A 20810-nucleotide genomic window follows, 5' to 3' on the forward strand; every position below is an offset into this window, starting at 1 on the left:
GGTCATTCTTCCTGAAAGTTGCAAAAGATGTGGCGAGCTTTTGGGCAGGACGCTTCAACACAGCAGCCGCCGCTCATGGACATGCTCGTCGGTGTAGACCCACAGCGACACCCGGGCGTAATCGTTCTCCCCGTCGCTGAAACTGACCGGGCCGGCAGGTGTGGCAAAGTGATCAAGGCGCAGTGCGTCCAGCAGTCCGCGCTCATCAGCGGCGGCTCGGTCCACCAGGGCAAACGCTGCAAGCGTCTCGACGGCGTATACCGGCGCCTGTTCGAAATAGATCTGTTGATAAGTCGCATCGAATGACTGCGCCTCGGCCAAGTCGCCCGCGATCGGAAAGCTGATGACGTACACCGTGCCGGTTTGCGCCATTCCATCCACCAGCGCAGGAGACGCGGCATCGTCGGTGAAGAAGATCGGCAATCCACAGCCAGCAGCACGGTTATCCACAAGGAACTGCCGGCTTGCTTTCAATCGCCCGCAGAAAACCAGGGCATCGGCATTATTCACATCGCCCACCAGATCGACTGTGGATAACGTCGCCGCTGCGTGAAGTTCGTGCATCTGCTGGCGCCCGTGCAGGCTCGGATCAGTGAACACAGCGAGGCGGCGCAGCCCTTCAGATTCGGCGAATTCGATCAGGCACGTTGCCAAGAGTCGATCAGAGGCACAAAGGCGAAACGTGGTTTTCCCAACGCCGGTCAACGCTGCACAGGTGGATGCTGGCAAGATCAGCGGAATGCCGGCCTGTGCATAACTTTCTGCCGCAGCGGCGGCAGAGTCCGAGGCGAAGTGACCAATCACAGCATCCACCTTCGCGTCGATGAAATGCCTTGCCGCCGCACGGCCGCCCTCCGCGCTCGCGCCGTCATCAAAGTAAAAATGTCGCGCGCGTCGCACATGGGGGAACAGGTGGCTGGACAGGTACACGCTGCGCAAGAAACCGCGCGCGTGCAGCGTGGTGCCAACGTCGAGTGCCGCGCAGATACCCAGGCGCATCATGACAACGCCACCTCGGCGAACCGCGAAGGGCGGAACGCTTCCATGACCGATCGGTAAGCCTCGTCCATCGACACACCGGACATCAAACCACCCAGCTCGAGCGCCAGCAGCTCGGCAACATTCGGTGCCATTTTGAAGCCGATGCCGCAAAACCCGGTGGCGAGAAACAGGTGGCTCTTGGCGCTGGAACGGCCAATCACGGGGCGGCCGTCTTCGGTGTACGCGTCCCAGCCCACCTGCGTGACCACCGGCAGACTGTGGTGCCTGTCGTAGCCGAGACGAGACACTCGGTCCATGACGTCTTGCTCGTTATCCAGCGGCGCCATGTTCAGCTGATCCGCATGTTCTGCGCGCTGGCGCCGCTGGCCGCCCACTTGCACGAGATTGCGTCCCAGCGGGAGCAGGTAGGTATTCAGGTGGTGAGTAATGATCGGCATGCTCGGGGCCTGGTCGCAGCCGAAGCGCGTGAACGGAATCGTCCGCGCGTGCACGGCGTTGTGCGGCCGGGGCATCGGGCCACTGGCACCGCAGGCATCAACGACCCATGTCGCTTCCAGGCACAGCTTGCCGGCATGAACCTGAACATAGCCGTCCAGTTCGACGCAGCGGTCGACGGCCAGGTGATCGAGGTACGTCGCTTTTTCACTGACGTAGCGGCATAGATTCGACACCGCGACGCGAGCATCGACCGTGCCGCCATTGCGTTCAATAAGCAGGCATTCGCCGACACAAAACGGCGAGAAACGCCCGTTATCCAGCGCGTCGACAGACGCGTGCAGCTCAATGCTTTCGCAGCCATCGCTGTCCACCGCTTCCAGGTATTGCCCACACACTTCGGCGCTGGCGATGTAAGCGACGCCACTGCGATTCAGTGCGCTCTCATAGAGGCCGTGGACGATGCCTGGATTGCCGTAAAGTGATCCGCGGCGAGTCAAGGGACGCAACGTGGCGTCCAGCTCCAGACCGCGAACGATGCCGCCCGTGTCCCGCGTTGCGCCCTGGGCGCCAGCGATGCCTTTCTCCATCAGCGCCACATCGAGGCCGCTTTCAACCAGTGCCGCTGCGATCGAAGCGCCCATGATGCCGGCTCCGATCACGATCACATCAAATGAAGTTTTCATCGTCGTCGCCCGCCTCTCGGTCAGATTTCGTACTCGACCGCACTGACATACACCAGCTGCTGCAGGACTTCGTTTTCAGTAAAACGGCAATAGCGCAGGATCTGTTTCGCCAAGTCCGGGAACACGGGTGCGCCGATGGCACCGATCAGGGCCATGTACGGCAGAATCCGCTTGCCGAGGGTCTGCCGATCACGGGCGGCGTTGATGATGTCCGACAGCAGCACCGCGAGGCCCTTCATGCTGAAGTGATCCACCGACGTCACTTCGAACCAGCGCGCAACCAGAATCTTGAGGGCCGCCGCGTCCGCCGCACTGACTTTCAGGCTGTCGCCGTCCACCCGTTCGCGCTCGGCCTGGGCGGCCAGCTTGACCAGCACCTCGTTGAAGGTTTGCTCACGCCAGGCGGAGAACTTCTCGACATCGAAATCATCCGTGTCCTGCTCCGGCGCGATCAGCGCCAGATAGAAGCGTGCGCTGTCGGTGCAGGCGTCTGCCACCAGGGCCCGCGCCCAGATCGCATAGTTGCGACTGGTGGAAAGGTTCTTGCCGTTCAAGGTCAGAAACTGGTTGGTGTAGAAGGTCTGGCGCAGGCGATAGCCGTGCATGGTCTGCAGCAGCGAGGGGTAAACCATCATGTGGCTAAAGGCGCAGTCGTAACCCAGAAAGTGCACCAGCCGGCCTTTACCGGAGCGGCAGTATTCGTCGTACTCCCACGGCGCAAGCTTGTGTTCATTGAGGTATTCGCGGAAGGCCGCCAGGTAACCGGACAGGCCCATGACCCAGGTGTGTATGCGCCGGCTGCCATCGGGCTTGAGATCCAGTCCGCCGTCGTAGGGACGGGTTATGCCCCAGTCCGCCGGGCCGATGTCGAATTCTTCCTCCAGAAAGCGGCGAATGAAAGGCCGCAGCGGCGTATGTTCGAATGTGCTTTTGAGGTGGTTACGGAAGTTCGACAGCGCCAGAAACTCACGCTCTATCGGCCGCCAGATCATAGGCGCCGCGCATAATTTGCAGCGGAAGTTACTCATCTTCGAGGCATTGGGGGTATGGGCGCATTCTTCGCACTGGCTGGCATCCGAGTCTGAGCCACAGTGATCACAATTGCCCCGCCCGAAGGCTTCGTAGCCCCACTTATCACAGTGCTCGCAATACGGTTCCGGGCTGACTTTTTTGTAAATGGCCCCCGCCTTCACCGCGTACTCGTACATCTCCTCCACGGCGTTCTTGAAGTAACTGTTGCCGAACGGGCGCATCCAGAAATCCACCTGGATGCCCATCTTCTCAAGCGTGTCGTTGATCTTGTCAGTGTTCTCCAGCGCCAGTGTTTGAGGCGCCTGGTCCAGCTCGATTCCTCGCCGCAGCATGTAGGATTGATAGTCATCGGAGTATGAGACGAGGGTGCAATCGTGACCGCGTTGGCGTTGGGCCCGGGTATAGATGTCCGCTGCCAGAAAAGGCCCCGCCATATGACCAATGTGTAAATCACCATTGGGGGTCGGCGGCGTGATCGTAACCAGCAACTTGCCCATCACGACGCCCTCTGATCGGACACGTCATGAACCGTCGCTTTGTGCAGGGCGAACTCATTGGCGGCCACGGCCTGCCGGGCGTCTTCATCGAGGAAGCGATTGGCGGATTCGCGATCCCACCATACGACGTAGAAGTGGAAGTCTTCGTCAGTGTCGTTGAATACATAGTGATCGGTGTGTTTGGGAATGGCAGCAATGTCGCCCATGGTGAACGGGTACGTTCGATCCCCGACGATCAGCTGTGCGGTCCCTTTGATGCCGATAAAGAATTCCTGGTCTATCTGCGTGTGGGACAAGGATTTGGTGTGGGGCCGCACGACACACCAGCCGCCGCCGATGGGCGTCGGATAGCCACTCCACGGCAGCAGCCTTGCGCCATCCAAGTCATATTCATGAACCAGTTTGTCCCACGCCATGGGACGAAAAATATCGAAATCAGTCATGGGTTTTCCTTCAGCCGGAGCATCCTGCTCGCTGTTTTATCGGCGCCAGGCTGAGCTGACGGGCGCGTATTAGCTAAGGAATAAACTGAAGAAAAGTGAGTGGCGGGGCAAACTAGAAATCCGCAATCAGCGGTTAAGTCTGACTTAACGGGTCTAGGCTTAATTGTTTTTATAATCAACACGTTGATCAGTTTTACCCGTACGGGTGTATCACCCACGGACACTGAAGCAGGACTTAACTGCCCTGATAACTAATCAACACTGTGTCGGGGAACGTGAACGCAAACTATCGCGTGGTGAATTCACGCTGACTGACGGTGGCCTGGGACACTAGCCAGTCACGAAACTGCTTGCTGGACTTGGGGAGAATGGCTGTCTCGTCGTAAACCAGGTAATAGGCAATCGGCGTGTCGATCGTCGCGCGAAACGGCACCACCAGTCGGCCGGACGCCAGCTCTTCTCGAATCAGCGAACGGCGCACCAGCGCAATGCCCATTCCCGCCAGTGCAGCCTCGATGACCCCGTTGGAATCCACGAAAACCGAGCCCTTGTGAACGGCGGCCTCGCCATCTTCGATACCCACCGCACGGAGCCATAACGCCCAGTCTTCGCGGTGTTCGTCGTGCAACAGGGTGTAGCTTTTCAGGTCAATGGGCGACGAAAGGTACCGGGAGTCCGGCAGCAAGGAAGGGCTGCAGACAGGCTGCAGTCGGTCGTTGATCAGCATCTCCACTTCCAGACCGGGATAACGGCCGAGGCCATGGCGCACGGCGAAGTCAACGCCGTCGCCGAGCAAATCAACCAGCCTGTTTGTGGTGCTGATCAGCACCTCGATGCCGGGGCAGATGGCCTGGAAATCAGGCAGGCGGGGCAGCAGCCATTGCATCGCAAAGCCGCTGGTGCAGCTGACAGTGATTGTATTGGGGCCGTTGTCGCTCATCAGACGCTGGGTGGCGTCGGATATCTGCCCAAGTGCGGGGCGAATGGCCCGCAGGTAGATCTTGCCCTCGGCAGTCAGCTCCAGGCGTTTGGTGTTGCGGATGAACAGCGTGACGCCAACGGCTTTCTCGAGCTTGGCGATCTGTTGGCTAATGGCCGCAGGGGTCACAAACAGCTCACCGGCCGCGCCTTTCATGCTGGCGTGGCGCCCCGTCGCTTCAAAACACAACAGCGCGTGCAGGGGCGGGAATTTCATGCCTGACCTCGGTTAAGAAAATCTAATGTGCTTAAGAAAAGCTCGCTTGAGCACCACTTCAGACACTGCTCAAATCATCACACCCGAACTCGACGAGCGTCAATCAACAACGTTTCGGTCGGCGTATCAGTGATAGGGATCAAGAAAGGAAACACGATGAAAGTGTCCGACTGTGTTCGACTGATCGTTCTGGCCGCCATCTGGGGCGCCAGTTTTCTCTTCATGCGCGTTGCCGCCCCGGTACTGGGTGCGTTGCCGACCGCCTTCTTTCGGGTGTTGCTTGGCGCCATCGGGTTAATGGTTATTCTGACCATCTTCAGAACCCGCCATGAGTTCAACGGCAAGTTCAAATCCACCTTGATCCTCGGCATTATCAATTCCGGCATTCCCTTTTTGATGTACAGCATGGCGGCCCTGTTATTACCCGCGGGTTATTCCGCCATCCTGAACGCGACCACGCCATTGATGGGCGTGTTAATTGGCGCTGTGTTTTTCAATGATTCGTTGACGCCCAAAAAAGCCGTCGGCGTGTTTCTCGGTTTGCTGGGGATAACGTTACTGACCACGACAGGCCCGGTGACTTTCACCACGTCGGTGGTCATGGGCGCACTCGCTTGCCTGGTCGCGACCAGTTGCTATGGCGCCGCAGGATTCATGACCCGTCGGTGGATCGGCGACCGGGGAGGACTGGACGCCAAGCTCGTAGCCTTCGGCAGCCAGATCGGCGCAACGCTGTTCCTGCTGCCCTTCTTCGCCGTCTCCGCGACGGTCAACCCGCCGGCCACGTGGGGCGACTCGACCGTTTGGCTGTCCCTGGCAGCCGTTGGTTTCGTGTGCACGGCGTGCGCTTACATTCTGTACTTCCGTTTGATCGCTGATATCGGCCCGGTGCGTTCGCTGACCGTCACCTTCCTCATTCCGCCGTTCGGCGTCCTGTGGGGAGTGATGTTCCTCGGTGAAAAGGTTTCTGCGGGACACCTTTACGGCGGCGGCCTCATCTGCCTGGCGGTCTGGTTCGTGCTGAGCCAAAGCAAGCCGAAGCCGGTACCGGTCGCTCGGGACAGCGCCGCAACCACCTGAAAACACGTTATCCACAACTGACTTCCACGCCGGGTATGCACCCGCCCGGGCCCGGCTGCGCCTGACAATATCCAATGCCGGGTGATAAACACCCTTTTGGGATTCATCCGATGGCAACTTCTAGACGCTTTTCCGTCACCTGGCGCACGGGCAGCACTCTCACGGCGAGGTATGCAGGATGAGCAAAGCGATCCCGTTGATAGCCCTCCGCACGTTCGTTGAGGTGTGCAAGGCCGGAAGCATGAAACGTGCAGCGGATCAGCTGTGCGTGTCACCGGCGGCCATCAGTCAGCAGATCAAAGGGCTGGAAGACCAGATTGGCAGGCGCCTGTTCGAGCGAGACGCCAAGGGCATCCAGCTCACCCCTTGCGGACGCAGTCTGTTTGACGAACTCGCCGGCACTTTCGACGTGATCGAAAAAGCCTGGTCGCGCGCTGCACTCAAGGCGCCACGTCAGACGCGTCTGGTCATCAGCACAACGTCCACCATCGCAAGTTCGTGGCTGATCCCGGCACTGAGCGGCTTCAAGGAGCGCTGCCCCAACGTCGAAATCTCGATTCAGATCTGTAATGGTCTTTCCGAGCTCAAGCACGGCCACGTGGACATCTGCATTCAGCGTGAAACGGCAGCCAGTTGCGAAAACCACGCCACGCATTTGTGGTCGTCCTACCTGATACCCGTGTGCAGCCCACGCCTGCTCAGCACCCAGCGCAACATCGAGAGCCCGCAGGATTGCCTGACCTTCCCGCTGCTGCAGGACACCGAGCGCAACTACTGGAAGGTCTGGATGAACGCGTTCGGCATGAGCAATCGCAAGATGATTCAGGGCTCCAGTTATGGCGATGAGTCCCTGTTGATAAGTGCGGCCTGTGCGGGTCAAGGCATTGCACTGGTCAACAGCGTCTTTGCCTCCGAAGCCCTGCAAAGTAAACGTCTGGTGCAAGTCACCAACGCGACGGCGGAGCTCAAGTTCGACTATTTCGTGTACTGCGCGAAAGAACGGCGCGAAGAGTGGGCGATTGCGGAATTCATGAAGTGGGCCGTGCAGCAGGCGGGCAAGACCGCGAAGGGGCATGCGCGGGAGATTGAAAGCGCGGGCCAGGTGGCTTGATTCAGTTCGAGCAACCCTTTGAAAACATCTTTCAAATAAGCATGCGGCTCATGCCCACTGAGTCGCGCGATGGCACATTGGCCGAGGGATCGCCCATGCGACGCTGACTTCCGCTGCGAAAGCACCTCGAACGTTCGTTACGGACATCATAGAACAGCTGCGTGGCCTGCTCGCCAGTCAGAGTCCCTTCTGTTCGTCCCTGCTCGATCCGAGTGAGCAGCGCGTCACACTCATCTTCCAGTCTGGGCCGGTCGACCTTATGCAGATCGTTTATGGATTGCTTGAGAGCATCGAGCACAAGGATCACCTGGATCGCGCATTAACTGGGGGTCATTGAGACGTGCAGACATGACCCATTACAACAGTCATTACTGTCCGGCTTGCCCCGAGAACTGCTCAACGGCAACCACGACACTGTTGGCACCTTGCTGAATGTCCTTGATCACCTCGTCCGCCTCACTGGCCAAATCCAGCGCCGCCCCGGCCTGCTGCTTGCTTTTACCAATCAAGGTCACCGCACTGGACGCCAGAACCTGGTTGTTTTTCACGACCTCGAAGATTTCCGCCGTCGCTTTAGTGGTTCGAAGGGCCAGGTTCCTGACCTCGTCGGCGACCACAGCGAATCCCCTGCCCTGCTCCCCGGCACGTGCCGCTTCGATCGCCGCGTTCAAGGCCAACAGATTGGTCTGGTCCGCGATGCTGCCGATGGTTTTGACAATGGTGCCGATTTCCTGGCTCTGGGCATCCAGTGCTTCGATGCCATGGGCCGCATCCTCCATCAAGGCAGAAAGCGTATTGAGGGTCGTGACGGTGTTCTGAATGACTTCGCGACCTTGCTGTGCGCTGGTATTGGTTCGAACCGAGGTGCCGTGGGCCATGCCGGCCGCCTCGGAGACAGCGCGCTCGCGGATGACCTGGTCGGTAATAACGGTGGCTAACTTGGCAATTTTGTACAGCTTGCCATTGGCATCCACGATTGGGTTGTAGGAAGCCTCCAGCCATACCTCGTTGCCGAATTTATCCACTCGGCAGAACCTGCCGGCGACATAGGATGCCTGTCTAAGGGTCTGCCAAAACCGATCGTATTCCTCTGACTGAGCGTCGGATGGCACGCAAAAGATTCGGTGGTGCTTGCCCAGGATTTGGGGAAGCGTATAGCCCATAGCGCTCAGAAAATTCTGATTGGCTGTCAGCACGACTCCGTCCAGGGAGAACTCGATAACGGCAGTGGAGCGCATCAACGCTCCCACCAGCGCTTCGTTCTCCCTTGAGGCTTCAATGGTTCGTGTGAGCACGCTGGAATACATAACGATCCGTTCGACACGCCCACTCTCACCCGCGAAAGGTATAACCATTGCTCGTAGCCAGACGTGTCGACCGTCGTGGCTGCACAGGCGCAAGGTACCGCTGTAATGCTTGCCTTCGGCGATTGCATCCAATGCGCGCCGCTGATGGACGTCGCCCTGCAGTTCAGAGGGACTGAACTCACGCAGGGTACGCCCGGACAATTCAGCCTGGGTGAATCCCAACTCTTTCTCGAACTGAGCATTCACCTCCAGGATGACGCCTCCCGCATCCAGAGTGACGGACACGGTTTCGAGATCCAGAGTTGCCTTTACCTGCTCCAGGGCTCCCAGCTGTTTTTCCAATTGCTGGATTCTATTTTTCAACCGGGTATTGAACATGAAGGGGCGCTCGCATTGACTTGAGAAGCTATCGACGCGGCGAGGGAAACCTTGAGCAACATGGCCATCATACTGATGGCTGGTACAGATCAAGCATTTAATCCAGCGTGTAGGCCCTCCTTTGCCTACACGGTAACAACCTGCGACTGCTCTGAAGCTCAATAAAATGGATCGAAAGAATAAAGATTGTCACATGCCCCCACGGAATTCGTGGCTTTCAGTTGCGAAAAAACAACTGAAAATTAATAAAGGCTGTCACAAACCCTCTGAAGTCATAGTATGACGGTGTTTTCTGAACAATAAAGGTTGTCACAAACACCTACAGATTCAGAAAAAAACGTCTGCTCGGCGCTCTTTCATTCGATACCAGGCTTAGGCGGGAGTCGGATCACCCGCCTCAACCTCAGTTCCACCGGAGTTAGCTGTACGCAGGGCAGGACGTGGCCTCATGGAATCGGAATCAGCCAAGGGATCAATTCTACCTAGTCACCGTACTTTGCCGAGCGCCCCGATGTACGTGGCTTCAGCAAACCGACTAAAACGGCGGCAGTCATCCACCAAGTACACGGGAACTCGATCAAATCAGCCCCGTGTCCGATCGACCGTAATCCGCTGAGCGCTCTCCCCAAATCGCTTCATGAGAATTTCCGGACGGCAGTGTGAGAAATCACTGATAAACCCCCAGCTCGATTCTTGCCAAGTAGCTTTCAACGACCTGAAATCCAAGAGAATTATCGAGGAGATCGACGGGTAGATTGTCCGCGAGGTGCCTGCACGGTCGGCCAAGCCATTCCTCAGCACATTTCTGTGTACCGAACACAGCTATCGCATGTTCCAGGGCCTTCGCGTACTGGAAAGCTACTGAACTTTGATAGGGATTGAGGCGATATGATTCTACTAGACCTAAGCGGCGGATCGTACGCTTGGATTTGCCTAGGATCCGAACCACTACCTGTTTTGATGAGTAGAGGTTCGAAAGCGCGAGCATCGTCTCAACGTCCCTCAATACGAAACCTTCCTTCACCAGTCGGTAAATTTCCAGTTCGCTCAGCAGCTCGGTATCGGCCTGAGTCAGACAGTCAGTCGGCTTCGGGGCCGATTGTTGATGCCGTGGGGAGCACGCGGATGTTGTAGCCATCGGTTTTGCTTCAATTGAGACAATTTTTCTAGCTTAGCCTGCTCTACCGAAGTTCGCTCGTGGATCAGCACCTTATCAGCTTTGGTCTTGTTTTCGTCTTGCGGATCGCAATGCGTGCCTAAAGCGCTCCGGCAGCACCAGCTATTGAGAGCGGGATGGTCAGGTGCGGTAACATAGGATGATACGTGTTGCGAATATGCTATCGCGCCTGACAACGAGCACTTGATATGAGAATTTTTTCACCGCTACCAGGTGAGTACATTGCCTCAGCGCTAAAACGAGGAAATGAGCTACTCGGTATCCAACCTTTGTCGATTGATGAGTTCTATATTAAGTCAGCCCCTAGGGGACCTGCCGGTTTAAGCAGAAATTCTAGAACTCTTCGAACGGAATGGCGCGAACAGGCAGAATTCGAATTCCCGCCATTATTTACTAAATATAACATCGAAGAACACGTTCTAAAAAACAACACATTATACCCCCTGTATTCGGCACTAGGCCGTACGCGAACAATTATTAATGTCACCCCAGCAAAGTGGACAAGGATCTGCCCTGATTGTGTGAGGGAAGATTATGAGGCTCACGGATGTGCGTTTGTACACACGAGACATGTTGAGGCCTTTGTACGGCTCTGTAGCACGCATGCTACAGCTTTACTTGAAGAGTGTCTTTATTGTACCGTTCCGATAAGAAAGCATGGAATTGCCAAACTAGGGTTTTGTGGTAGAAATTACGAGCGCTTTGAGCAATACCATAGCTCGCGCGAGCATCAATATGCTAAATTTATCGCAGGCCTGCTGAATTATCGAGGTGAGATGGTTGAGCCGGATATTGCGGGATGGTTAGTACACGACAGCACGTGGGTACAATATTCCAAAGAAATAAATCTTCGGCAGATGCATTTAGATGTCCCCAAGATCATAAATCGAGAACTTGGCGTAGAAATTAAACCTTCAAGCTCGGGGGGCGTACCGTACAACGCGTTTCCACTTGAGGCCTTTATAGGCTGCATGACATCTGAACACTACTTGGACCTTCTGGATAGTGGGAGAGCGCAGGAAGTGCTGAGAGTAAAAGCCGGCCAAATTCGTGGGTATGAATGAAGAACCCCGTGGATATTTTTGTTTAGAAGCCAACAGCTCAAACTGGAGAGATGCGTCGTTCACCAGCATGAGATATTCACTGTATCAGTTTAACCAACCGATCTACGCTATTCGGACACTGAACAGCATTCATATAAGAGACGAAATGTTGTTGCTACGAGGAGCCCTTCGGCGTATTGCTTCTCGGCTACAGAATCGAACAACCTAAGGGCTAGCGCCTGAGTCCCAAGGTTGGGTCAAAGCCCTTTCTATGGCGCCACGCAGCAGATGTGTGATTAGCCTCTGCCGTTGACTAGGCGTCAAACCGGGGGGGCACATCCCACAGCGGAGCTGATTGTTGAAATGAGCCGTCCGTAACTGGCGGCTATAGGCGGGTAGTAGAGACCGTTAGATCCATGCTTGTTGATGCTAACGCCGAATTGATCATGCGCTCACGCACAACCGCCCCCCTCGTAATCTGGACAAATTCGGCAAAGGCAACGGTTCGCCAAAGACGAAATGGGTCAGCGATACCTAGGTAACTGGATCAATTCGACATCGGCGCCAACAGTCATATGACTTCTCGCTCCTTATCAGCGGCATTCCGGCTTCCAGCGAGTATCCCGACAGGTTCATCAAGCAGCGTCTGTGCCGCAATGTCTAACAAACGACCGGCATCGGGCCTAGAGGAGCTACTGGCCCGGGCCTCCCGGATGAACTGATCGCGAAGCATCCACTTGTCGGTCGTGGCCTTTCGGTGCCCCTTCATATGCCCCCCCTAGGTCGGACTCGACCACACCCTTCTGCCAAACCGAACATGCTCCACCAGTCGCCCAGATTAGCGACCGAACTCCTTGAAAAAGTCGTTCCTGGCAACGAGGCCAAGATCGCTGGAGTATTCCAGCCAGGTCATCACTGCACATCTGTTCTGCCGCCGCTGCTCCTTGAGATTTGCCAGGGCCTGAAAGAAGCAACATTCACAGAGATGGACCTCGTAACGCTCTCCGTCATGCTGGATCCCTTATCTCCAGTGCGCTTGTAGCGTCCCGAACTGGTATCCGTTTGCCTCGATGCGCATGGAGGGGCTAGCTGCTGACGTAACGGTCCGGCAACGAACGAGCGTTACCTGTGAAGCGCATCCTGGGAGCTGCTATCAGCCAAAAGCGGCCCTTTCTGATGTCGGTAATCAACATCTGAGCGAACTGTGTCGACCTGAATTACTACCAATAAAATAGGTTATCACCAATTATTACCGTTCATCTGTTTTGTGATCATAAACGTCGCTTAGCGTTTATTTCGTGACTTAATCCATGGCAAATGATCGCAAGCCAGCCATTTATGAGAGCACTATGCAGGAACTGACGAAAGGCCAACCAAACGAGCAGCGTAGGCTCACTTCGGTCGAATTTCAGACACTGGCCCAGGTTCCAGCCGCGGTAGAGTGGTTTGCCAACCTGGACAACCCTCGAACACGACGTGCTTACCAAAACGACCTGGAAGACTTCTGTAGTTTTGTCGGTTTGGCTTCGGCCGATGAATTTCGGGTGGTGACCCGATCGCATGTTTTAGCCTGGCGCGCCCAGCTCGAGCATCGCGGTTTGGCCGGAGCCACGATCCGGCGCAAATTAGCAGCGCTGGCCAGCCTTTTTGATCACCTCCTGGAGAGCAACGCGATCGCCGGCGGCAATCCCGTGCACGGGGTAAAGCGACCGAAGATTGAAAGCAACGAAGGCAAGACGCCGGCACTGGGCGATCACCAGGCGAAAGCGCTGCTCGAGGCGCCGGATGAAGCAACTCTTAAAGGGCAGCGCGACCGGGCGATATTGGCTGTTCTTCTCTATCACGGGCTGCGCTGTGAAGAAGCGGCGCTGCTGCAGGTCAGCGACATCCAGGAACGCCGCGGGATCCAGCACCTGAAGGTGCATGGCAAGGGCGGCAAGGTGCGCTACCTGCCGTTGCACCCTGTGGCAGCTGGGCGCATTCATCAGTACCTGGAAAGCTCAGGGCATCATCTGGCCGAGCGGAAGGTGCCACTGTTCATGCCGCTGCGAGGTAAATTGACCGGCGCCGGGATCACGGCCAACGGCATCTATGCCGTGGTCACGGCCTGGGCGAAAAAGGCCGGAATCGAGGTAGACGGTCTGGGGGTGCACGGACTCCGGGCCACCGCGGCCACCAATGCCCTGGAGCATGAAGCCGACATCGCCAAGGTCCAGACCTGGCTCGGACATGCCAACATCAGTACGACCAAGATCTACGATCGGCGAGAGAACCGACCGGAGGATTCGCCGACTTACAAGGTGAAGTATTGAGGTGTGTATTCAGCGCGCAAAAGTTAAGGTTTAGGTAACGTTACATTAAGGCAGCCAGCAAAACATAGCGGGGCGGCGGAAAAGGTCTGGTTTTCTGACTGGGCGAGCGTTTTTTGAGCCTCAAGCCAAGAGGGCGTCAGGAATAGACGCCTACTTCAGACCTTCCCTAGATGTGCTATGAAACATGCGCGTGAGGAAGCATGTCAGTGTGATCCGGAATACCTACCACAGCTATAGGGGTTAACTCGTGTGCCGATGCAGCTTGGTCTTTTGTATAATCGCCACTCACTGCATGGGTAGCCGTAAATAATTTGCCAAAATGATCGATAGTGGTATTTACGGTATCGGTCAGCTTTGTAATGTTCTCGGTTAGCCTAAGAATATCAAGCGTTCCAGTCTTTTCATCATAACTGGAGCCAAGCTCTTTGACTAGGGCGCTGAGATTCGTAATGTCATGAGTAGATTCTATAGCGTTTTTCGTCACACTTGATACGTAGGTGGCGGATGATCTGATGAACGCGTTTATTCCCAGGCCCACTTCGTCCCCAATCAGCGCAGACACAACTGCCAAATGGTCTAGTACGGGAATGAACGTTCCATCAATGTAGTTTACGGAAGCAATAGCACTACTGGCCACCAGCCCGTTCATGTGATCAGATGTCTTACCCAGGCTGTCCAGAGATTGAATGATAAGCGTATTTTCATCCGTGTCGATGACGCCATCGCTGAGCGCGTCCACGATGGATTTCGTGTGGTTGATGACGTCGACCGAATCTGAAGCAAATGCAACCAAATTGGATTGCTGCACGTTTATAGTAGAGAACAGACTGGAAAAGCTATCTATAAGCGGGTGAAAGAAATTGCCAGTCGACTTGTCGAAGTCATTCAACCCAGGAATAATCTGGGAGGTTATAAAGTTAGAGCTTTCCCAGTTCCATCTTACAAAATCATTAGTCAAAACCTCTTCGTTCATGTCGACTTCTCCGTGTGTAGGGTAGCTAAGAAAACGCAGTTCGGATTTAAATGCTCTGAGTATTTACTTTAAATCCCGTTTTCAGCTAACAGCTTGGCAGCCTTGTAGCAACATGGCAAGAATTTTTTGGGGCAAATTGCCATCTCCATATTGTAAGAGGCGAGAGGCTGCATTACGAGCCCTATTCGGGAACCCGTACCAGCTTTGAAATTGGGCCTTTACAAGCCTTTCCAGTCGAATTTCAGCCATCGTCAATGACTTAACGTAAGGGCGGTCTCGAAAGCTTAGCGCGATACTGAGCTATTGAATTAGTTGTGGGCTCTTATGATGCCAACCCATCACTTGCGTCATCACTTTGATTAGGTTTTGTACGAAAAGTAAAGTATTGGCGCATGAGACACAGTCGAGGCGGCCTTACTGCTAAGATCCACATGGTCTGCGACGCCAATGGCATTTCCTTACGCTTCATCCTTTCGTCGAGGCAAGCCAGCGATATCGCACAAGCCTAATCGCTGTTGGATCAGGTCGAACTCCCGGTAAGCCGAGGCGACCACGCAAGCGTAGTCGCTGGTTACCGGCTGAAAAGGGCTATGACGCAGAACACCTGCGTCACTACTGCGACCGTTACCAACTGCACACGGTGATCCCGCTGCGCGCCATGCCAGGCAGACACCCACCTGGCTTTCCCCGACTCTTTGATCGCCCAAAGTATTCACAGCGGAACATCATTGAGCGGATGTTTGGCTGGCTGAAAGAGAAACGAGGAATAGGGACTCGCCACGACAAGCTGGCTCGTTCAGCTTGTTTGCCGAGGAACGTGTCTAATGAGCATGTACAAATTCGGTCGTTCCAGGGAATGGGAACTCGGAAAACTGGACGCATCGCTGGGCCCTATACCGGGTGCCTCAAGGCTCGAAGCTGCGGCTGGGGCCAATGGCCACATCAAGCACGGGTGCCATTTACCCACGCTCCGGATTGCTCGACCGCTAGTCAGCACGACGATTTTCCATAGCGAGACCTGATGTGGATCAGCGAACTAGCAGAAAGCGCCTCTCAACGAGAATTCCCACCTTCACCACACTGATCGCGGATGCTTGATTCCCGAGCTTTCCGCCGCAGCTCATCGAGCAGCTTGTACGAGACCCAATCTGGGAAAGCGCTTGAGTCACGGCTGAATGCATTTTTTCTCGATTGTACGAGGCTCCTTGCCCAGCCAACCACAAGATTCAGCTTCTGCCGCCTGCCTGTATGACACCTGGCTTTGTTGTTGCTCTCATGCATAGAGATCAATCAGGACAGCCTGCCTTGATTACTTTACTTAAGGTTTCAGAAGAGCGGCCGATCCCATATCAGAACGCCTCCATCAACCGTGGCAACCCAGAAGCGTTACTATCATGAATTTTCGATCACTAAATATCGCCCCAAGAGCGTCGCTATGTTTCGGCTTGATTACCCTACTGGTGGTGATTTTGGGGGGATTCGCATACCTCCAATTGGGCAAGCTTCGCGCTGCAGAGCAAGCGATAGAAACCCACTGGCTGAAGAGTATTCAGACCACAGACGACATTCAGATAGCCGTTCTGAGCGCGCGCTTAGCGAGCATCCGATTGTTGGCAGATACGAATGCTGAAGATCGTAAAGCGTCCATTGCTCAAATCTCCCAAGCACGTGACACCCTCAATGAACATACGAATTTCTACCGTCAGAACCTGATCAAGGATGATCAGCAGCGTGCGGCATTTGAACACGCAGCCACATTGATGGCTGAATTTATTGACGGTCTGGCTCGCATTTTGGAGCTGGATAGCGTCAGCCACGAACAGGCCGTTGCCTATGCCAATACTGAGCAATACGCACGCGCATCGGCCTACCAGGCTCAGTTGACACTGCTACGCCAACACGACGCCGAAGGCGCTGCGCAAGCCGGGATAACGGCATCTGATGTATACACGCGTAGTACCTATGTCATAGGAGTAGTCGTCGCCGCTGCAATCTTTCTGACGATTGTGTTGGCAATCACTTTGACTCATAGCATCGTCAGACCAGTCAATGCATCACTAGCCTTGGCTGAGCAAATCGCAAAGGGTGACCTACGCAGCTCACTGACAGTGACAGGTAACGATGAATCAGCGCGCCTGATGACGGCTCTGAACACCATGCAGGCCAATTTGCGCAATACCATCACCGAGATCTCCGATGCCTCTAAACAACTCAGCTCTGCATCGACTGAAATGACTGCAGTCACCGAGAGCGCAAACCGCACATTGCAACAGCAGAACAGTGAAATCGAACAAGCCGCCACTGCGGTAAATCAGATGAGTGCGGCGGTCGAAGAGGTCGCGCGCAACGCAACCTCAACCTCGCAGGCGGCCAAGGAGTCAACGCACGCCGCCCAGGCTGGCAACATGAAAGTTGGTGAGACCTTGAAAGCTATGGTGAGTCTTAAGGATCGTGTGGATGTGACGTCCGAACAGGTTCAGCAGCTAGCTGGGCAAACTCAGGATATAAGTAAGGTACTGGGTGTAATCGGAGCAATCGCCGAGCAAACCAATCTGTTAGCCCTTAACGCCGCTATAGAAGCTGCCCGGGCCGGTGAGCAAGGTCGCGGTTTTGCTGTTGTCGCCGACGAAGTCAGGGCGCTAGCTCACCGAACTCAAACTTCGACAGGCGAAATCGAAAACATGATCTCTTCAATGCAGGTCCGAAGCGCCCAGGTCGTTAATTCTATGGCTGAGAGCACACGTGAGGTTCATAGCACGCACAGTATGGCCAACGAAGCGGGCCAGTCGCTAGAATTGATCACCGATTCTGCTCAAATGATCAACGACCGAAATACACAGATTGCCACTGCTTCGGAAGAACAGGCGTACGTGGCCCGCGAAGTCGATCGGGCGCTGACCAGTATTCGTGATTTAGCGCTGCAAAGCAGTGAAGGCACTCGTCAGACTCTCATCGCCAGCAACGACCTGTCTCAACTCGCGGCAAATTTGGATCAGATGGTTGCGCGCTTTCGTACTTGATCGAGTCAGTGCTATTTCCGTTGCGGTGCTTGCGACAGTCACTAACTGCTCAGGTAGCGGACAACAGATGCTTGGCAAATTCGTATAGCGATGAGCTCTCGGTTTGTAGAGTTAGCAAAAATGGACAGCCTGTGGCGCCTCATCCGCTTACATCGCTGTATTCAACAGACTACAAATTATTTTTCTAGCAGGGCGGATCGTGTAATAAGACAGAAACCCTCAGCGTGAGCCAAGGGCTTGGGACACATGGATTTTCTTTACTCTGTATTGTCAGGAGTGCGATAGATCTGTAACCAATGCCGGCCAGGCTTACTGGTCGCGGGTGCCTGTTCGTGATCTCGAATGGTGCAGTATCGTCCGAAGCGTTGCGTTACTGAATGGTTGGAGGTATTCATGGTGACTTCCTGAAACGAACCACCGTCCCTCTCAATCTTGTTACCTGGGGCTACGTAAATTGCCATCATCATTCCTTGTTGGTCGATAGCAGCTGCTAACCATTTGACTATGGCACAAAATCCTTTTACTGCAATTAGGTCGTAACCGTTCGGGCAAACCACCTACAGAAGCCACGGCATAGTGATCACCGCTTGAGGATTCTCACCCTAGAATCCATATCCTTGGTGCGACGTCTACTGCTGAAGGCGGAAGCTCGACATTGGTTGATTTGAGGCCGAAAATATTCAGTAGAAATCAAATCAAAGAAAGATTATGCAGTCATCATTAAATCGCCTGATGCTCTACGTTAGAAACGTCCAGGCCGCGAGCGTGTTCTATGAGCGCCACTTTGGCTTCATGCCCACACAAGAAGCTGATGATCGAGTTATCGAGCTTTTTCCTATCCGCGCCTTCCGTCCCGGCTTTGAAGCTCCCAATCACGCAGCGTTGAGCGTTCAGCCAGCTCAACTCCCATCATGGTATTTTGACTCTCAGTGATAAGATCAGCGTCGAGCAGGGCCAAGGCGTAGCTCTCAGCACGAGCAAGGCAAACACGAATGTCGTCGCGTTGCTCTATTGCCATGATCTCATCCATCAGCTCACGCCAAGCTGTGCAGAGCTTTTCTGTTAAACCTTCGAAATTTTCTATCGGCGCCGCTTCCGGGGCTCTTACGGTTGTGCCGTCAACGCTTACAAACTCATTGCTCATAAGATCTTTTTTCCTGTTCCTGATCGGGGTCAACAGCGACCTACGCTTTCGCCCCGCTGTAGTCGTCGCCACCTTCGGCCTTGAAGACCGGTCCGGCCTTGTACACCACGTAGAGCCAGCTCGGTGCGAGCCTTAATACAGTGACAGCTTCAATGATGAGGCGTTTAGTTTGTTCTACCAATTAATGAGCAACGCTCATAAACCTTAGAACGATCAGCTGACTAGTCTTCACACATCCGCATCGCTAATGTGCTTGAAAAATACTCGAGCAACCAGCGAGGAACAGATGACCGCAATCCACAACCCCAAGCGCCGCAAGGTGGTAGCGGCATTGGCAAGCTTGCCTTTGCTTGGCGCCTCGCTAACGTCCCAAGGCAAGGGTGGGGCTCCTGGAGGCTCTAAAGTTCTGGTCGCTTATTTCACCCGCTCAGGTAATACCAAGGTTGTCGCTGGTCTGCTTCAGCGCGCTCAGCAGGCTGACCTCTTCGAGATCGCTCCTGCAGATGCTTATCCCGAAGATTACTTGGGCACAGTAGAGCAAGCACACCGGGAGCGTGACAGCAATTTCGAGCCTTTGCTCGCCGCCCATGTGTCGAACATGGCCAATTACGACCTGATTTTTCTGGGTTTCCCCATTTGGGGCGAAACCACGCCTCCCGTCATCAGATCGTTTTTGTCCAGCCATGATCTGAATGGCAAGGTTCTTGTGACATTTATTACTCACGGTGGCTACGGCTTAGGTAGCAGTTACCACGTACTCACGCGTCATGCCCCTGGAGCGCTGCTGCAAAAAGGATTTGAGATGCAGGCTGATCAAGAGCGCAGGACCATGGACCAAGTCAACGGCTGGCTTGAAGATATACAACTACCCGCTTGAGCAAGGCAATGGCAGTGCGAGCTGCAAAGCTGTGTCTGCTACCCAAGCTCAGAGAGCTTTGATTCGAGGAGTCATTATGAAAACCCGCATGCTCGGTAACGGCCTGGAAGTCTCAGCCATTGGCCTTGGCTGCATGAGTATGACCGAGGTCTATGGTCCGGCTGCCAACAGCAAGGACATGATCGAACTGATACGCAGTGCTCACGAGCGCGGCGTCACCCTTTTCGACACAGCAGAAGCCTATGGTCCGCTCACCAACGAAACGCTGTTAGGTAAAGCCCTCGCGCCCATCCGGGACCAAGTCGTCATTGCGACAAAATTTGGCTTCAACATTGATCCGCAGACAGGCGCACGCGGCGCGGGCACCAACAGCAAGCCGGAACATATCAAGGCTGCGGTTGAGGCAAGCCTTAAGCGCTTGGGCACCGATCACATCGATCTGCTGTACCAACACCGGGTCGACCCGGAAGTGCCAATCGAAGATGTCGCTGGCACTGTCAAGGAGCTTATTGGGCAAGGCAAGGTCAAGCACTTCGGGCTCTCGGAAGCTGGGATTCAGACTATCCGTCGGGCTCACGCAGTTCAGCCCCTCACCGCCGTACAGAGCGAATATTCACTGTTCTGGCGGGGACCGGAGCTTGATTTGTTGCCGTTGCTTGGAGAGCTCAATGTTGGCTTCGTGCCCTTCAGCCCACTTGGAGCAGGTTTTCTAACCGGGCAGATTGACGAACATACGGTTTTCGCACCCAACGATTTTCGTAATCACGTACCGAGGTTCTCCGTCGAAGCGCGTAAAGCTAACAGCGTTCTGGTAAGACTCCTTACGGAGTTGGCAGAGCGCAAACAAGCAACCCCGGCTCAGGTGGCTCTGGGTTGGCTATTAGCACAGCAGCCATGGATCGTACCGATTCCAGGCACCACTAAGCTTCACCGACTGGAAGAAAATCTGGGTGCCGCAGAGTTGCGTTTAACTCATGAGGAATTGGCGGTAATCAATTCGGCTATATCGAAAATCGAGATCCTAGGCGACCGTTTGCCTGAAGCTGCAATGAAAATGGTTGGGCATTGAGCAACCGTCCCGGGTCAGCCTGCCCGCTG

At 55.0% G+C, this 20810-nt stretch carries 18 protein-coding genes and 2 pseudogenes; 9 read left to right on the forward strand and 11 right to left on the reverse strand.

Features of this window, described 5'->3' with window-relative positions; all coding sequences use genetic code 11:
• Positions 1-54 precede the first annotated feature (54 nt).
• The 5 genes from SLW74_RS05460 to gcvA all read right to left on the reverse strand — a co-directional run bounded on the left by SLW74_RS05460 (position 55) and on the right by gcvA (position 5290).
• Positions 55-999: an ABC transporter substrate-binding protein gene (locus tag SLW74_RS05460; protein ID WP_410928336.1), complete on the reverse strand. Its 945-nt coding sequence runs from the start codon at positions 997-999 to the stop codon at positions 55-57.
• On the reverse strand, positions 999-2123 hold the full coding sequence (locus SLW74_RS05465) for an NAD(P)/FAD-dependent oxidoreductase (protein WP_065988080.1): 1125 nt from the start codon (positions 2121-2123) through the stop codon (positions 999-1001). Before SLW74_RS05465 ends, SLW74_RS05460 begins: the two co-directional genes overlap by 1 nt.
• 20 nt (positions 2124-2143) lie before the next feature.
• Positions 2144-3652: a methionine--tRNA ligase gene (locus tag SLW74_RS05470; RefSeq protein WP_410928337.1), complete on the reverse strand. Its 1509-nt coding sequence runs from the start codon at positions 3650-3652 to the stop codon at positions 2144-2146.
• A complete protein-coding gene (locus SLW74_RS05475; RefSeq protein ID WP_410928338.1) occupies positions 3652-4095 on the reverse strand; it encodes a cupin domain-containing protein in 444 nt (147 codons plus the stop codon). The genes SLW74_RS05470 and SLW74_RS05475 overlap by 1 nt, the downstream gene beginning before the upstream one ends.
• Positions 4096-4381: 286 nt before the next feature.
• Positions 4382-5290, reverse strand: coding sequence for a transcriptional regulator GcvA (gcvA, locus tag SLW74_RS05480; protein ID WP_065988075.1), 909 nt, complete (start codon positions 5288-5290; stop codon positions 4382-4384).
• 156 nt (positions 5291-5446) lie between these two features.
• Between gcvA and SLW74_RS05485 the strand changes: the two genes are divergently transcribed.
• Complete coding sequence (locus SLW74_RS05485; RefSeq protein ID WP_369318354.1) at positions 5447-6370, forward strand: DMT family transporter; 924 nt, start codon at positions 5447-5449, stop codon at positions 6368-6370.
• Between the two features lie 178 nt (positions 6371-6548).
• Complete coding sequence (locus SLW74_RS05490; RefSeq protein WP_065988071.1) at positions 6549-7481, forward strand: LysR substrate-binding domain-containing protein; 933 nt, start codon at positions 6549-6551, stop codon at positions 7479-7481.
• A gap of 31 nt (positions 7482-7512) precedes the next feature.
• Here the strand turns inward: SLW74_RS05490 and SLW74_RS05495 are convergent, their stop codons facing one another.
• The 4 genes and pseudogenes from SLW74_RS05495 to SLW74_RS05510 all read right to left on the reverse strand — a co-directional run bounded on the left by SLW74_RS05495 (position 7513) and on the right by SLW74_RS05510 (position 10304).
• The gene (locus SLW74_RS05495; RefSeq protein WP_141695145.1) at positions 7513-7779 is read right to left on the reverse strand and encodes a hypothetical protein; all 267 of its coding nucleotides are present in this window, start codon (positions 7777-7779) and stop codon (positions 7513-7515) included.
• 70 nt (positions 7780-7849) lie between these two features.
• Positions 7850-8359 (reverse strand): methyl-accepting chemotaxis protein, encoded by a 510-nt coding sequence (locus SLW74_RS05500; protein WP_410928363.1) that lies wholly within the window; start codon positions 8357-8359, stop codon positions 7850-7852.
• Between the two features lie 48 nt (positions 8360-8407).
• A pseudogene (locus SLW74_RS05505) lies at positions 8408-9166 on the reverse strand (PAS domain-containing protein); the annotation flags it as partial.
• A 667-nt stretch (positions 9167-9833) separates the two neighbouring features.
• Positions 9834-10304 carry an antitoxin Xre/MbcA/ParS toxin-binding domain-containing protein gene (locus tag SLW74_RS05510; RefSeq protein WP_346631328.1) on the reverse strand — a complete coding sequence of 157 codons (471 nt, stop codon included), beginning with the start codon at positions 10302-10304 and terminating at the stop codon, positions 9834-9836.
• 227 nt (positions 10305-10531) lie between these two features.
• Here SLW74_RS05510 and SLW74_RS05515 point away from each other — a divergent pair, with 227 nt between their 5' ends.
• On the forward strand, positions 10532-11407 hold the full coding sequence (locus SLW74_RS05515) for a TniQ family protein (RefSeq protein ID WP_410928339.1): 876 nt from the start codon (positions 10532-10534) through the stop codon (positions 11405-11407).
• 1328 nt (positions 11408-12735) lie between these two features.
• A complete protein-coding gene (locus SLW74_RS05520; RefSeq protein WP_410928364.1) occupies positions 12736-13698 on the forward strand; it encodes a tyrosine-type recombinase/integrase in 963 nt (320 codons plus the stop codon).
• A gap of 175 nt (positions 13699-13873) precedes the next feature.
• Here the strand turns inward: SLW74_RS05520 and SLW74_RS05525 are convergent, their stop codons facing one another.
• A complete protein-coding gene (locus SLW74_RS05525) occupies positions 13874-14671 on the reverse strand; it encodes a hypothetical protein (protein WP_410928340.1) in 798 nt (265 codons plus the stop codon).
• Positions 14672-15072: 401 nt separating this feature from the next.
• On the opposite strand from SLW74_RS05525, the pseudogene SLW74_RS05530 reads away from it, so the two are divergent.
• The 3 genes and pseudogenes from SLW74_RS05530 to SLW74_RS05540 form a co-directional block, all read left to right on the forward strand.
• A pseudogene (locus SLW74_RS05530) lies at positions 15073-15470 on the forward strand (transposase); the annotation flags it as partial.
• A 595-nt stretch (positions 15471-16065) separates the two neighbouring features.
• Positions 16066-17691 (forward strand): methyl-accepting chemotaxis protein, encoded by a 1626-nt coding sequence (locus SLW74_RS05535; RefSeq protein WP_369317920.1) that lies wholly within the window; start codon positions 16066-16068, stop codon positions 17689-17691.
• A 732-nt stretch (positions 17692-18423) separates the two neighbouring features.
• Positions 18424-18624, forward strand: a complete 201-nt coding sequence (locus tag SLW74_RS05540; RefSeq protein WP_369318160.1) for a hypothetical protein — start codon at positions 18424-18426, stop codon at positions 18622-18624.
• On the opposite strand, the gene SLW74_RS05545 is transcribed toward SLW74_RS05540, so the two are convergent.
• Positions 18527-18835 (reverse strand): hypothetical protein, encoded by a 309-nt coding sequence (locus tag SLW74_RS05545; protein WP_369318168.1) that lies wholly within the window; start codon positions 18833-18835, stop codon positions 18527-18529. The two genes, SLW74_RS05540 and SLW74_RS05545, sit on opposite strands and share 98 nt — an antisense overlap.
• Before the next feature lie 286 nt (positions 18836-19121).
• On the opposite strand from SLW74_RS05545, the gene SLW74_RS05550 reads away from it, so the two are divergent.
• Both SLW74_RS05550 and SLW74_RS05555 read left to right on the forward strand, forming a co-directional pair.
• Positions 19122-19712 (forward strand): flavodoxin, encoded by a 591-nt coding sequence (locus tag SLW74_RS05550; protein WP_410928341.1) that lies wholly within the window; start codon positions 19122-19124, stop codon positions 19710-19712.
• 76 nt (positions 19713-19788) lie between these two features.
• Positions 19789-20781, forward strand: coding sequence for an aldo/keto reductase (locus SLW74_RS05555; protein ID WP_369317922.1), 993 nt, complete (start codon positions 19789-19791; stop codon positions 20779-20781).
• The last annotated feature ends 29 nt before the right edge of the window (positions 20782-20810 follow it).

Source organism: Pseudomonas sp. W5-36 (genome assembly GCF_046540455.1).
Lineage (GTDB): Bacteria > Pseudomonadota > Gammaproteobacteria > Pseudomonadales > Pseudomonadaceae > Aquipseudomonas > Aquipseudomonas graminis_B.